At 66.1% G+C, this 14159-nt stretch carries 12 protein-coding genes; 6 read left to right on the top strand and 6 right to left on the bottom strand.

Features of this window, described 5'->3' with window-relative positions; all coding sequences use genetic code 11:
- The first annotated feature begins 89 nt into the window (after nt 1-89).
- From ACSFA8_RS12180 to ACSFA8_RS12195, 4 genes are all read left to right on the top strand, one after another.
- Entirely contained in the window at nt 90-239 is a 150-nt protein-coding gene (locus ACSFA8_RS12180; RefSeq protein WP_435479784.1) for a stereocilin, read from the top strand.
- A 32-nt stretch (nt 240-271) separates the two neighbouring features.
- A complete protein-coding gene (locus tag ACSFA8_RS12185; protein WP_435479785.1) occupies nt 272-1375 on the top strand; it encodes an NAD(P)/FAD-dependent oxidoreductase in 1104 nt (367 codons plus the stop codon).
- 111 nt (nt 1376-1486) lie between these two features.
- The gene (locus tag ACSFA8_RS12190) at nt 1487-1801 is read left to right on the top strand and encodes a glycine zipper domain-containing protein (RefSeq protein ID WP_435479786.1); all 315 of its coding nucleotides are present in this window, start codon (nt 1487-1489) and stop codon (nt 1799-1801) included.
- Nucleotides 1802-1867: 66 nt separating this feature from the next.
- A complete protein-coding gene (locus ACSFA8_RS12195; protein ID WP_435479787.1) occupies nt 1868-2569 on the top strand; it encodes a phage holin family protein in 702 nt (233 codons plus the stop codon).
- 12 nt (nt 2570-2581) lie between these two features.
- On the opposite strand, the gene ACSFA8_RS12200 is transcribed toward ACSFA8_RS12195, so the two are convergent.
- Nucleotides 2582-3637, bottom strand: coding sequence for a quinone-dependent dihydroorotate dehydrogenase (locus tag ACSFA8_RS12200; protein ID WP_435479788.1), 1056 nt, complete (start codon nt 3635-3637; stop codon nt 2582-2584).
- Between the two features lie 50 nt (nt 3638-3687).
- Here ACSFA8_RS12200 and rpiA point away from each other — a divergent pair, with 50 nt between their 5' ends.
- The gene (gene rpiA / locus ACSFA8_RS12205; RefSeq protein ID WP_435479789.1) at nt 3688-4398 is read left to right on the top strand and encodes a ribose-5-phosphate isomerase RpiA; all 711 of its coding nucleotides are present in this window, start codon (nt 3688-3690) and stop codon (nt 4396-4398) included.
- Here rpiA and ACSFA8_RS12210 read toward each other — a convergent pair.
- From ACSFA8_RS12210 to ACSFA8_RS12230, 5 genes are all read right to left on the bottom strand, one after another.
- Nucleotides 4388-5020 carry a glutaredoxin family protein gene (locus ACSFA8_RS12210; protein ID WP_435479790.1) on the bottom strand — a complete coding sequence of 211 codons (633 nt, stop codon included), beginning with the start codon at nt 5018-5020 and terminating at the stop codon, nt 4388-4390. The two genes, rpiA and ACSFA8_RS12210, sit on opposite strands and share 11 nt — an antisense overlap.
- Before the next feature lie 36 nt (nt 5021-5056).
- Complete coding sequence (locus tag ACSFA8_RS12215) at nt 5057-7108, bottom strand: M3 family metallopeptidase (RefSeq protein ID WP_435479791.1); 2052 nt, start codon at nt 7106-7108, stop codon at nt 5057-5059.
- An 8-nt stretch (nt 7109-7116) separates the two neighbouring features.
- Nucleotides 7117-7968: a bifunctional methylenetetrahydrofolate dehydrogenase/methenyltetrahydrofolate cyclohydrolase FolD gene (gene folD, locus ACSFA8_RS12220; RefSeq protein ID WP_435479792.1), complete on the bottom strand. Its 852-nt coding sequence runs from the start codon at nt 7966-7968 to the stop codon at nt 7117-7119.
- Between the two features lie 79 nt (nt 7969-8047).
- Nucleotides 8048-8677, bottom strand: coding sequence for a response regulator transcription factor (locus ACSFA8_RS12225; protein ID WP_286542981.1), 630 nt, complete (start codon nt 8675-8677; stop codon nt 8048-8050).
- Nucleotides 8674-11214 carry a PAS domain-containing sensor histidine kinase gene (locus ACSFA8_RS12230; protein ID WP_435479793.1) on the bottom strand — a complete coding sequence of 847 codons (2541 nt, stop codon included), beginning with the start codon at nt 11212-11214 and terminating at the stop codon, nt 8674-8676. The genes ACSFA8_RS12225 and ACSFA8_RS12230 overlap by 4 nt, the downstream gene beginning before the upstream one ends.
- 224 nt (nt 11215-11438) lie before the next feature.
- Between ACSFA8_RS12230 and aceE the strand changes: the two genes are divergently transcribed.
- Nucleotides 11439-14153: a pyruvate dehydrogenase (acetyl-transferring), homodimeric type gene (gene aceE, locus ACSFA8_RS12235; protein WP_435479794.1), complete on the top strand. Its 2715-nt coding sequence runs from the start codon at nt 11439-11441 to the stop codon at nt 14151-14153.
- The last annotated feature ends 6 nt before the right edge of the window (nt 14154-14159 follow it).

Here is a 14159-nt window from a genome sequence, read left to right on the forward strand (position 1 = left end):
TGTCGGCCCCGGCCGACGCATGGTTGCGCGTGTTCACCGTGGCGGCCGATGCGCATCAGCGGTAGAAGCGAAGCGAAAGGAGGTCCCGCATGGCCACATTCCCCGATTTGCCCACCCCGATCACACCTGACCCGGCCGATTTGCCGGTCGAACCCGATGAGGGCCCTGGCACGCCGCCGATTGAACCTGCCGAGCCGGCCAGTCCTGTGCGACTGGCAATCCACCAGGCGGGCGTTTGAACGCAGTCCCGTTGCGCGGCTAAGCTCGCGCGATGGATGAATTCGATTGCGCCGTCATCGGTGCCGGCGTGGTGGGTTTGGCCGTGGCACGCGAACTGGCGCTCGCCGGGCGCGAGGTGATCGTGCTGGAGAGCGAAGGCGCAATCGGCACCGGCACCAGTTCGCGCAACAGCGAAGTGATCCACGCCGGCATCTATTACTCCAAGGGGTCGCTGAAGGCACAGCTTTGCGTTGAGGGCAAACACCTTCTCTACGACTACCTCATCGCGCGCGGGTTGCCCCATCGCCGCTGCGGCAAGCTCATCGTGGCCACCTCAGAGGCGCAGGTGGCGCAGCTCAACGCGATTCGCGCCAGGGTCTTCGACAACGGTGTCGATGACCTCGAATGGCTCACTGCCGAGCAGGCCCGCACGATGGAGCCACAGTTGCATTGCCTGGCGGCACTGTATTCGCCCAGCACCGGCATCGTCGACAGCCATGCGTTGATGCTGAGCCTGCAAGGCGAATTCGAAAATTCCGGTGGCGTGGTGGCGCTCAAATCGCCGGTGGCGAGTGCCGAATGCGAGCCAGGGTCGATCGTTTTGACAGCAGCGGACGGCACGCAACTGCGTTGCCGCAGCGTGGTCAACGCGGCAGGGCTGGGCGCGCCGGCGTTGGCGAAACGGTTCAAAGGGCTGCGCGCCGATGCGGTGCCGACCGCGTACTTCGCCAAGGGCAACTACTTCACCCTGGCCGGCCGCGCGCCTTTCACGCGCTTGATCTACCCGGTGCCGGAAGCGGCGGGCCTCGGCGTCCATCTCACGCTCGACCTCGGCGGGCAGGCCAAATTCGGGCCTGATGTGCAGTGGGTGGATTCCCCGCAGGATCTGGTCGTCGATCCGATCCGGGGCGAAGGCTTCTATGCCGAGGTGCGCCGCTACTGGCCGGCGCTTGCCGACGGTGCGCTGGTGCCCGGCTACGCCGGCATCCGGCCGAAGATCTCGGGGCCGGGCGAGCCGGCTGCCGACTTCATGATCCAGGGGCCGGCGCAGCACGGTGTGACGGGACTCGTCAATCTGTTCGGCATCGAATCCCCGGGGCTCACCAGCAGCCTCGCGATTGCGCGCCGCGTTGCGCAATTGCTGGCAAAAGTCTGAGCGCGGGCGCGCAAAAGACCCGCGCAACCCATGTACGATGGAACGGCACGCCGCTTGCAGGCGTGCAGTGGCCGGCGCGGTGCCGGCGCAACTCACCGAGGGAAGATTTCAATGACTGCATCCACCCAAAACCTCGAAGCGGCCGCCAACGCGGTGGCTGAAGATCTGGCCAACGACGTGCGCGGCGTTCTGGCCAGCAAGGAACTCGACTCGCTTCCCCACATCAAGGCGCTGCGCCAGCGGGTGGATGCCAAGCTGGCGATTGCCCGTGAACTTGCCGCCGAAAAGGGCAAGCTCGCCGCCAAGAAGGCGCGCGACGCGGCCGACACCGCCAACGCCTACGCGCACGATGAACCGTGGCAGATCGCTGGTGCCGCCCTCGCGGTTGGCGTGCTGGTGGGTCTGCTGCTTGGCCGCCGCAGCTGAGCGCGCAGCCCTACACGCGCAACGCCCACTGCCTGAGCGCCTGAATCGCAGGCTGGAGGCCTGTCGATGAAGCTCATGTCGCTGTTCGGGCTAGACGCCCGGCTGCGTCGGCTGCGCATTGCGGCCGGCGAGGGCGCGCTGGCGGCAGAAGACCGCGTTCAGCTGGTGCGCATGGCATGGGAGGACGAGAAGCGGCGTCTCAAGCAGATGCTCGTTCTGGTGATCGCCGTGCTCGGCCTCACCACGGTTACGGTGGCTTTGCTGTCTGTCGCAGTGGTCGTGCACTTCTGGGACACGCCGAGCCGCACCACGGCGGCCTGGTCGGTGGCCGGGGTGTGGATCGCGCTCTGGCTGAGCGCTGTGCTGGCACTCGTGTCGACGCTGCAAGGCGCGAAGAGCGCCTTTGCCCCGACCCGTCGCGAGTTCGAGCGCGACTGGGAATGGGCGCAACAGCGCTTCGGCCTGGGTGGGGACCGCGACGAGGACGAAGCCGCCGCACCTTCCCCGCGTCCGGCCACGCAGGCGGAACTGCTCGCCCGTATCGAACGGCAGCGCCAGCGCATTGCGGTGCTCGAAACACCGGCGCCGCCAGCGGCGCCGGGCGTCCCTCCACCCGACGAATCGCCAGCCGCCGCAGCGTTGCGCATTGCGCGGCAGCATCCGGTTGCTTCCGGCGTGGCTGCCGCCGCGGTGGTGGCTGCACTTGGGCCGCGCCGATTGTTGCGGTGGGCCGCGTTGATCGCGCCCGTGCTCTGGCGCATGCGTTGAACGGATGAGCGCTCAGGCGCTCTTCAGCGCCTGAGCGGCCTCGCGCACCAGCGCGGGGCCGCGGTAGATCAACCCGGTGTAGATCTGCACCACGTCGGCACCGGCCGCGACCTTGGCCTTGGCATCGGCGGCATTCAGGATGCCGCCCACGCCGATGATCGGGAACCCCTTCCCCAGTGCTGCACGAAGTTGCGCAACCACGCGGTTGCTGGCCTCGCGCACCGGAGCGCCCGAGAGGCCACCGCTTTCGTTGCCGTGCGGCAGGCCCGCCACTGCATCGCGCGCCAGCGTGGTGTTGGTCGCGATCACGCCGTCCATGGCGTGGCGCTTCAGCGTCGCGGCAATCACGGCAACCTGTGCTTCTTCGAGATCCGGCGCGATCTTCACGAACAGCGGCACGCGCTTGCCGTGCGCTGCGGCCAGTGCCTCCCGCCGTTGCGCCAGCGCGCCCAGCAGCGCATCGAGCGCCTCGTCGCCTTGCAGCGCGCGCAGGTTGGCGGTGTTGGGGCTCGAGATGTTGATCGTCACGTAGTCGGCGTGCGCATACACGCCTTCGAGGCATAGCAGGTAGTCGTCTGTTGCACGCTCGATCGGGGTGGCAGCGTTCTTGCCGATGTTGAGGCCGAGCAGCATCGGCGCCGAACGGCCGGCGCGCTTGCGAAACCGCGCGCGCTGCACGTTCGAGATGAAGGCATCGAGGCCTTGGTTGTTGAAGCCAAGGCGGTTGATCAGCGCTTCGCGCTGCGGCAGGCGGAACATGCGCGGCTTGGCATTGCCAGGCTGCGCTTTCGGGGTGACCGTGCCGACCTCGACGAAGCCGAAGCCCATGGCTGCGAAGGCGTCGATGCAGCGTGCGTTTTTGTCCAGCCCGGCGGCAAGGCCGACCTTGTTGGGAAAGCTCAACCCCGCCAGCGTGACCGGGTCTTCCACGCGCGCGGCCGTGTAGACGCAGGCCAGCGGCGTGTTCTGCGTGCGGGCCAGTCCGTCGAGCGTGAGTTCGTGCGCATGCTCCGCGTCGAGGCCGAACAGGAATGGGCGGGCGAGGGCGTAAGGCAGCAACAGCGACATCGGATAATCCAGGGCTTCAGACAGACAACGACAACCCAGGATTCTCCCCGATGACCGCCAGCCCGCTCACCCAAGACGAACTCAAGACCCAGGTCGGCCGCGCCGCGCTCGACTACGTAGTGGCCGGCGAGATCGTCGGCGTCGGCACCGGCTCGACGGTCAACAAGTTCATCGAGGCGCTGGCGACGATCAAGCACACGATCCGCGGCGCGGTGTCGAGCTCGGTGGCTTCGACCGAGCGCCTGCGTGCACTCGGCATCGAGGTATTCGACAGCAACGAGGTGGAGGAACTGGCCGTATACATCGATGGCGCCGACGAGATCGACGGCCGCGGTTTCATGATCAAGGGCGGTGGCGCGGCGCTCACGCGCGAGAAGATCGTCGCTGCGCAGTCGCGGCGCTTTGTCTGCATTGCCGATCTGTCGAAGCGGGTCGAGGTGCTCGGCGCGTTTCCGTTGCCGGTGGAAGTGATTCCGATGGCAGCGCGCCGCGTGATGCGCCAGTTCGAGCGGCTGGGCGGACTGGCCCAGGTGCGCGAGCGGGACGGTCTGCCGCTGGTCACCGACAACGGCCAGCACATCGTGGACGTGACCGGCCTGAAGATCACCGACCCGCTCGCGTTTGAGACTGAGGTGAGCCAGTGGCCCGGCGTGGTGACTGTGGGCGTGTTCGCGCACCAGAAGGCCGACGTGTGCCTGCTCGCCACGCCGGACGGCGTTCAGACGCTTGTCTTCGGCGGCGCGCCGTCGCTCAGAACTTGATGCCGGCGGGGTTGCTCGGTGTCGGGCCGGTTGCGGCCGGCGGAGGAGCCGGCGCAGCCGCAGGTGCGGGCGCTGGCGCAGGGCGCGGGGGCGCTGCCTGCTGGGCCGCCACCAGCGGTTGCGCTGGCGGACGGTTGTAGCCCGCCGGCAACTGATTGCTCTTGGGATAGCCGGCTGCGTCGAGGTACTGAGACCATTCGCCGTCCGAATAGCCCTTGAGTTGTTGCGCGCCGATGGTCAGCAGCGGCAGCGAGTTCTGCCCGCTCAGGCGCTGGAGTGCGTCGATGTCTTCGTTGGTCTTGACGACGCGTTCGTCGAACGGTATGCCACGCGTGGTCAGCATTGAACGCGCGGTGCCGCAGGGCACGCAATCTTCGCCGGTGTAGATCGTGACCGGGTAGCGCTGAACCACCTGGCGCAATTCGTAGGGCAGGCCCGCGCCGGTGGCGCCGGCCGAGGCACCGCCGCCGCGTGGCGCGGTCGGCTGCACGTTGGCAGCCGGCGGCTGATCCGAGAAGGTGACCTTGCCGTTCTTGTCGACGTTGCGGTACACAGGCTGCGCGATGGCGCCAGCGGCGATCAGCAAGAAGGCGAGGGCAGTGAGACGGGTAGAAAGGGGCATCGGAAACTCCGGGTCAACGAATGACCCGAGTATCCATCAGGCCGCCTCGACTTCGGCCATCCCCTGGTGGCGCAACAGCGCATCGAGCTGCGGTTCGCGGCCGCGGAAGGCCTTGAACGACTCCATCGCGCTGCGGCTGCCGCCGGCTTCGAGAATCGCCTGCCGGTACTTTCGGCCGGTCTCGATGCTCGGCTCGCCGTTGCTGCCCACGGTTTCCTCGAACGCCGCATAGGCGTCGGCGCTAAGCACCTCGGCCCACTTGTAGCTGTAGTAGCCGGCTGCGTAGCCGCCGGAGAAGATGTGGCTGAAGGTGTTGGGCGTGCGGCTGAACTCGGGCGAGGGCATCACGGCGACCTCACGACGCACCTCGCCCAGCAGTGCCATCACCGCGCCGGGAGCGGCCGTCGCGGCGTCGTAGCGCGTGTGCAGCAGCATGTCGAACAGCGAGAACTCGATCTGGCGCAGCGTCTGCAGGCCGCTCTGGAAGTTCTTGCCCGCGGTCATCTTGTCGAACAGCGCGCGCGGCAGCGGCGCACCGGTGTCGACGTGCGAAGTCATGTGCGAAAGAACGTCCCACTCCCAGCAGAAGTTCTCCATGAACTGGCTCGGCAGCTCGACCGCGTCCCATTCGACGCCGCTGATGCCCGAGACATCGCGCTCGTTGATCTGCGTGAGCATATGGTGCAGGCCGTGGCCAAACTCGTGGAACAGCGTCGTTACGTCGTCGTGCGTGAGCAGTGGCGGCTTGCCGTCGACGCCTTCGGCGAAGTTGCAGACCAGTTGCGCGACCGGCGTTTGCAGCGCGCCCGTGTCGGGGCGCAGCCAGCGTGCGCGCACGTCGTCCATCCAGGCGCCGCCGCGCTTGCCGGCGCGCGCCGAGGGGTCGAGGTAGAACTGGCCGATCTTCTGCCCCCCGCGCTCGATGCGGTAGAACTCGACGGCTGGGTGCCACACCGGAGCGCCGTCGCGTTGGATGTTCACTTCGAACAGCGTCTCCACGATCTTGAACAGGCCGGCCATCACTTTCGGCGCGGTGAAGTACTGCTTCACCTCCTGCTCGCTGAAGGAATAGCGCGCCTCCTTGAGCTTCTCGCCCACGTAGCTCCAGTCCCAGGGTTGCGGGTCGCTCATGCCGAGTTGCTCGCTCGCAAACACGCGCAGGTCGGCCAGGTCGCGCTCGCCGTAGGGCCTGGCCTTGACGGCGAGGTCACGCAGGAACTTGATCACCTGGTCGGGCGAATCCGCCATCTTCGGCACCACCGAGAGTTCGCCGAAGTTCTTGTAGCCGAGCAGTTGCGCTTCTTCCTGCCGCAGCGCGAGGATCTCGCGGATCAGCGCCGTGTTGTCGAGCGCCGGGTCGCCGAACTCGCTGGCGCGCGTCACGTACGCGCGGTAGAGCGTCTGGCGCAACGCGCTGCTTTTTGCAAACTGCATCACCGGCAGGTAGCAAGGCATCTTGAGCGTGAGCTTGTAGCCTTCCTTGCCCTCGGCTTCGGCCGCCGCACGCGCGGTACTGACCACGTCTTCGGGCACGCCTTCGAGTTCGCCCAGGGCTGCGTAGTACGCGAAGGCATCGGTGGCGTCGAGGGCGTTCTCGCTGAACTTCTGGCTCAGCTCGGCCTGGCGTTCCTGGATCGCGGCAAAGCGCTCCTTGGCGGTGCCCTGCAACTCTGCACCGCCGAGCACGAAGTTGCGCACCGCGTACTTGTGGGCCTGGCGCTGCTCGGGGTTCAGCGTGGCCGGGTCGATCGCCTTGTACTTGGCGTAAAGCCGCTCATCGGAACCGAGTCGCGTCCAGAACGCCGTGACCCGCGGCATGGCGTCGTTGTAGGCGGCGCGCAGCTCGGGCGTGTCCGCCACCGCATTGAGGTGGCCGATTGCACCCCAGGCGCGGCTGAAACGCTCGGTCGACACATCGAGCACCTTCGCAATGGCCAGCCATTCAGCCGGGAACGCCGGCGCGGTGACAGTCTGCAGTGCGGCATCGGCCTCGGCCAGCATCACGTCGACCGCAGGGGCAACGTGCTCGGGCCGGATCTGGTCGAACAGCGGGAGGTCGGTGAAGTCGAGGAGCGGGTTGGGGTTCATGGTCTCAATCAATTGGCGGCGCGTTCGGCCGCTTCAAGGGTGTTCACCAGCAACATCGTGATGGTCATGGGGCCCACGCCGCCGGGCACCGGCGTGATCCAGCCGGCCACTTCGCGCACGCCGTCGAAGTCGACGTCGCCGCAGAGCTTGCCGTCGTCGTTGCGGTTCATGCCGACGTCGATCACGACCGCGCCGGGCTTCACCATGTCGGCCGTGAGCACATTGCGCTTTCCGACGGCGGCGACGATCACGTCGGCCTGGCGCGTCATGGCGCCGAGGTCGTGCGTCGCGCTGTGGCAGATGGTCACGGTGGCGCTCTGCGCCAGCAGCATCAGCGCCATCGGTTTGCCGACGATGTTGCTGCGGCCGATCACCACCGCATGCTTGCCGCGCAGCTTGTAGCCGATGGACTCCAGCATCTTCATGCAGCCATAGGGCGTGCAGGGCCAGAAGCCGGGCGCGCCTGTCATGAGCGCGCCCGCGCTAGCAACGTGGAAGCCGTCGACGTCCTTGGCCGGCGAGATGGCTTCGATGACCTTTTGCGCGTCGATGTGGGCGGGCAGCGGCAATTGCACCAGGATGCCGTGGATGGCGGGGTCGTTGTTGAGCGCATCGACGCGCGCCAACAGGTTGGCTTCGCTCAGGTCGGCCGGGTACTTCTCCAGCACCGAATGCAGGCCGTTGTCTTCGCAGGCCTTGACCTTGTTGCGCACGTAGACCTGGCTGGCCGGGTTTTCGCCGACCAGCACCACGGCGAGGCCGGGCGTGACGCCTTTTGTCCTGAGGGCGGCGGCGCGGGAGGCGACCTCGGTGCGCAGGGTGCGGGACAGCGCGGTGCCGTCGATCAATTGAGCCGTCATGGGTTTCGATTCTCCAAGTAAAAACGCCCGCTGACGCAGGCGTGGCGGGCATTCATGGCTATCGCGGCGATAGGGTCGTCTAGGCCTTGGCCGGGGCGGCCTGCCCGAGCGCGATCTTGAGCAGATCGGCCACGGTGTTGGCGTTGAGCTTCTCCATGATGTTGGCGCGGTGCGCTTCCACCGTCTTGATGCTGATGCCGAGGTCGTCGGCGATCTGCTTGTTCAGCCGCCCGGCGACGATGCGCTCGAGCACCTGTGCCTCGCGGCCCGTGAGCTTGGACAGTAGCGCGTCGCGGCTGGCCGATTGCTGGTGCTGCGCAAAGGCGCCGCGGGCATGCTCGAGCATGCGCTCGACCAGCGTGACCAGTTCCTCGTCGTTGAACGGCTTCTGGATGAAATCCATCGCGCCCTTCTTCATCGAGTCGACCGCCATCGGCACGTCGCCGTGGCCGGTAATGACCACGATCGGCAGCGGCGAGCGGCGTTCGATCAGGCGATCCTGCAATTCGAGACCGGTCATGCCGGCCATGCGGATGTCGACGATCAGGCAGGCCACTTCGCGCGGGTCGTAGCGCGACAGAAAGGATTCAGCCGAATCGAAACAGCGCACCCTGTAGTCCTTGCCTTCCAACAGCCACTGGAGGGAATCGCGCACTGCTTCGTCGTCGTCGACGACGTAGACCGTGCCCTTCTTCGGAATCAAACTCATGCGGGTACCTTTGCCTCGTCGCTTGCTACGGAATTGATAGCGTCAAGCACCGGAATCCAGAAGGAAAAACGGCAACCGACGACCTCTGAACCATTGTAGAGGTTCTCTGCCTGCATCCGCCCGCGGTGCGACTCGACGATGGTGCGGCACAGGTTCAGCCCGATGCCCATGCCTTCGGGCTTGGTCGAGAAGAAAGCCTCGTAGAGCCGGTCCATCACCTCCGGCGCCAGGCCCATGCCGGTGTCCTGCACCGAGAACTCGACGGCATTCTGGCCTTCGGCCATCCTCGGCAACACGCGCAGCTCGACGCTGCGGCGCGCCAGCGGCCGCTCGGCCGCGTCGATCGACTCGGCTGCGTTCTTCAGCAGGTTGACCAGCACCTGCTCGATCAGGATCGGATCGACGCGCAGGATCGGCAGCCGCGCCGCCACGTAGTGGTTGAGCCGCACGTTGCGCCGGCGCAGCTCGATACCGGCCAACTCGACCGCTTCGCTCACCATCGCGCCGACCTCGGCCGGCGTGCGATTCGGCTCGCTGCGCTTCACGAAGGAACGGATGCGCTGGATGATCTGGCCGGCCCGCTGCGCCTGCTTGGACGTTTTGTCGAGCGCTGCCAGCAACGCCTCGTTGTCGATGGTCTGGCCGCGGATGCGCGAGGCCATGCCGTTGCAATAGTTGGTGATGGCGGTCAGCGGCTGGTTCAGCTCGTGTGCCACGCTGGAGGCCATTTCGCCCATCGTGATCAGGCGGCTTGCGGACTGCGCACGATCTGCCTGTGCGGCCGACAGATCCTCGGCGTCGCGCCGCGGCGTGATGTCGGTGGCGATCACCATCTGCGCCAGCCGCCCGTCGACCCAGGTCAGGTAGCGTGAGCGCACTTCGAGCCACTTGCCGAGTTCGGGCACGAAGATCTCGTTGTTGGCCGGCTGGGCGCCGGTCAGCGTGTCGATCGGCAGGCCGGCGAACGGGTCGACGTCGTCCAGACCCTCGTCGTGCGCCTGCGACGCCGGCACACCAGCCTGCGCCACCATGCCGAGGTGGCCGATGGTGTCGGAGCCGAACCAGCTGCGGTAAAGCTTGTTGGCGAACAGCAGTTCCTCGCTGCCGAGCGGCGCCACCGACACCGAGGCGTCGAGCGCTTCCAGCACCGTTGTGAAGCGCTCGTGCGAGGCCGACAGCTGCTCGCGGATGCGCGTGGGCTCGGTGATGTCGGTCATCGACGTCATCCAGCCGGTTTGATGCCCGCGCGCATCGATCAGCGGCGACACGTACAGGCGGGCGCTGAACACGCTGCCGTTCTTGCGTTTCACTCGCACCTGAAAGCCGCCCGGCAGGGCGCGGCCATGCAGCTCTTCCTCGAGCCGCTCGGTCATCACCTCGCGGTCGGATTCCAGCCAGTAGGGGAAGGGCGGCGTCTGGCCGACCAGCTCGGACTCGCTCCAGCCGGTCATCGCGCAGAACGCCGCGTTGACGTAGGTGATGCGGCCTTCGAGATCAAGCACGCGCATGCCAGTCAGCATGGAGTTTTCCATCGCCCGGCGGAAGTTGGTTTCGGCCATCAGCGCCTGTTGTGCCTGCAGGCGCCGCCGGGTGTGGCGCCAGGTGCCGATCAGCATCCAGCTGGTCAGTACGCTGAGCGCGACCACCAGCCAGAACAGCCCGTTGCCGACGATGCCCTGCGAGGTGCGGTAGGCCTGCGCGCGCAGCAGCAGCCCGTTGCCGACCGGCGACACCGGCACCTCGTACTCGTTGGTGTGCTCGGCCCACGGCAGCAGCCGAGCGCCGGGCTCGCGCGGGTTGACGGTGTTGCCGGCGATCAGCCCGTCCTTGGCGTCGAGCAGCGACACCGCATAGCGTGCCGACACCTCTGGCGGGATGCCGTAGCGCAGCAGCCCGTCGATCGAGAACTCGCCGAGCACCACGCCGGCAAACAGGCCCTGGTCAAACAGCGGAATGTGGAGCTGCAGCAGGCTTGGCGGATCGCTGCCCGCCACCGGCTGCGAAAACACCGGCTGGCGCAATTCGCGCGCAAGCGCGTAGTTGGTTTCGATGTCGCCCGGACGCAGCACCTCGCCGATCGCATGTTGCTGGGCCGGATGCAGGCTGGGCGCCCCATAAGCTGCGCGCACCCGACGCCGGTCGTCGATCCAGGTTACGGCCTGAAGTTCGGGGAACTGGCTCACCAGCGACTCGGCCCGGCTCGCGAACTCGGTCGGATCGATCTCGCGATTGGATGCATCGCGCGCAATGCGCATCAGCTGCTCTTGCCGCTCGAGCAACCGCAGCCGCACGCGCTGCTGGGCGTATTCGACATCGCGTTTGACCGACTCCTGCTCGCGCCCGAGTTCTTCGGCGCGCAAATACCAGAAGGCCGACACGATGGCCGCCAGAAACAGCAACACCGCTGCCAGCGGCGCCAGCATGGCCACCGCGTCCTGCAACACCGGCGTTTGCCTGCGCCACCAGCGGCGCCACCACGACAACGGCGACGCGTTCACGACGTGACGCGCTGCGGTGACGGGGGAAGAGAGGGGCATCGCGCGAGTTTAGGGGAACCCCCGGCTTGCGCCGCCGAATGCGCCTGAAATGGCTTTCGACGAGGCAGGCGATTGCCCGCCCATCGCCTCTGAAGTACTGCAATATATTTCATAATAAGAAATCAACACGCACCATTTGAAATCTCATAAAATTTATGCGAAACTGCCGCGCGATGCAAACCCGGCGGTAAATTGCTGCCATCCACATCCAGGAGACAAACAACATGTCGGCAAATCCCGAGAATCTTTTTGGCTCGGCCGCGAACGACGCGGACACACAGGAAACACGAGAGTGGATGGACGCGCTGTCCGCCGTGATCCAGAGCGAGGGCCCGGAGCGCGCCCACTTCCTGCTCGAGCAATTGCTCGAACATGCACGCCAGAACAGCATCGACATGCCGTTCTCGGCCAACACCGGCTACGTCAACACAATCGAGCCCGACCAGGAAGCGCGCTGCACGGGCAACATCGAAGTCGAAGAGCGCCTGCGCGCCTACATGCGCTGGAATGCGATGGCCATGGTGGTCAAGGCCAATCGCCATCACCCCGTCGATGGGGGTGACCTCGGTGGCCACATCGGCTCGTTCGGCTCGCTGGCCCACATGTTCGGCGCCGGCTTCAACCACTTCTGGCATGCCGAGAGCGAAAACCACGGCGGCGACTGCCTCTACATCCAGGGCCACGTGTCGCCGGGCGTCTATGCGCGCGCCTACCTCGAAGGTCGCCTGACCGAAGAGCAACTGCTGCACTTCCGCCAGGAAGTCGATGGCAAGGGCCTGTCGAGCTATCCGCATCCGAAGCTGATGCCCGAGTTCTGGCAGTTCCCGACCGTATCGATGGGCCTCGGCCCGCTGATGGCGATCTACCAGGCCCGCTTCCTCAAGTACCTGCATGCCCGCGGCATCGCCAACACCGAGAACCGCAAAGTCTGGGTGTTCTGCGGCGACGGCGAAATGGACGAGGTCGAGTCGCTCGGCGCCATCGGCCTGGCCGCCCGCGAGAACCTCGACAACCTGGTGTTCGTCGTCAATTGCAACCTGCAGCGCCTCGACGGCCCGGTGCGCGGCAACGGCAAGATCGTGCAGGAGCTCGAAGGCGAGTTCCGCGGCTCGGGCTGGAACGTGATCAAGCTGCTGTGGGGCAGCGAATGGGATCCGCTGCTGGCGCGTGACAAGGATGGCGCGCTCAAGAAGCTCATGATGGAAACGCTCGACGGCGACTACCAGGCCTTCAAGGCGAACGACGGCGCCTATGTCCGCAAGCATTTCTTCGGCCGCGATCCGCGCACGCTCGAGATGGTTGCCCACATGACGGACGACGAGATCTGGCAGCTCAAGCGTGGCGGCCACGACCCGAAGAAAGTCTATGCAGCGTTCCATTCGGCCGTGAACCACACCGGCCAACCGACGGTGTTGCTGATCAAGACCGTCAAGGGCTTCGGCATGGGCAAGAGCGGCGAGGGCAAGAACAACGTGCACCAGACCAAGAAGCTCACCGACGAAGACATCAAGGCGTTCCGCGACCGCTTCAACATTCCGATTCCGGACAGCCAGCTGGCCGAGATTCCGTTCTACAAGCCTGCCGACGACACGCCCGAAATGCAGTACCTGCACGAGCGCCGCAAGGCACTGGGCGGTTACCTGCCGCACCGCCGCACCAAGGCCGATGAAAGCTTCACGGTGCCTTCGCTGGAAACCTTCAAGTCGGTGGTCGAGCCCACGGCCGAAGGCCGCGAGATCTCGACCACGCAGGCCTACGTGCGCTTTCTCACGCAGTTGCTGCGCGATCAGGCGCTCGGCCCGCGCGTGGTGCCGATCCTGGTCGACGAAGCGCGCACTTTCGGCATGGAAGGCCTGTTCCGCCAGATCGGCATCTACAACCCCGCAGGACAGCAGTACACCCCGGTCGACAAGGATCAGGTCATGTACTACCGCGAAGACAAGGCCGGCCAGATCCTCCAGGAAGGCATCAACGAAGCCGGCGGCATGGCCAGCTGGATCGCGGCAGCCACGTCGTACAGCACCAACAACCGCATCATGGTGCCGTTCTACGTGTACTACTCGATGTTCGGTTTCCAGCGCATCGGCGACCTGGCCTGGGCGGCTGGCGACATGCAGGCGCGCGGCTTCCTGCTCGGCGGCACCTCGGGGCGCACCACGCTGAACGGCGAAGGCCTGCAGCACGAAGACGGCCACAGCCACATCCTGGCCAACACCATCCCGAACTGCGTCAGCTACGACCCAACCTTCGCGCACGAAGTCGGCGTGATCCTGCACCACGGCCTGAAGCGCATGGTCGAGCGCCAGGAAAACGTCTACTACTACCTGACGCTGCTCAACGAGAACTACCCGATGCCCGGCCTGCAGCCCGGCACCGAGGAACAGATCATCAAGGGCATGTACCTGTCGAAGCAGGGCCCGGCATTGAAGGCCAAGGCGCCGACCGTGCAACTGCTCGGCAGCGGCACGATCCTGCGCGAGAGCTTTGCGGCGCAGGACCTGCTCGAGAAGGACTGGGGCGTGAGCGCGAGCGTGTGGAGCTGCCCGAGCTTCAACGAGCTCACGCGCGACGGCCAGGATGCCGACCGCTGGAACCTGCTGCACCCGACCGACACGGCGCGCGTGCCGTTCATCGCGCAGCAACTCGCTGCCAGCACTGGCCCGGTGGTCGCCTCGACCGACTACATGAAGGCCTATGCAGAGCAGGTGCGTCCGTTCATCCCGAAGGGCCGTACCTACAAGGTGCTGGGCACCGACGGTTTCGGTCGCAGCGACTTCCGCAGCAAGCTGCGCGAACACTTCGAGATCAACCGCCATTTCATCGTTGTGGCCGCACTCAAGGCGCTCAGCGAAGACGGCACGCTGCCGGCCGCCAAGGTGGCCGAAGCGATCAAGAAGTACGGCATCGACGCCGACAAGATCAACCCGCTTTACGCGTAATCATCA

Origin of the sequence: Variovorax nitratireducens (genome assembly GCF_051216545.1) — a bacterium.
Classification (GTDB): Bacteria; Pseudomonadota; Gammaproteobacteria; order Burkholderiales; family Burkholderiaceae_C; genus Variovorax.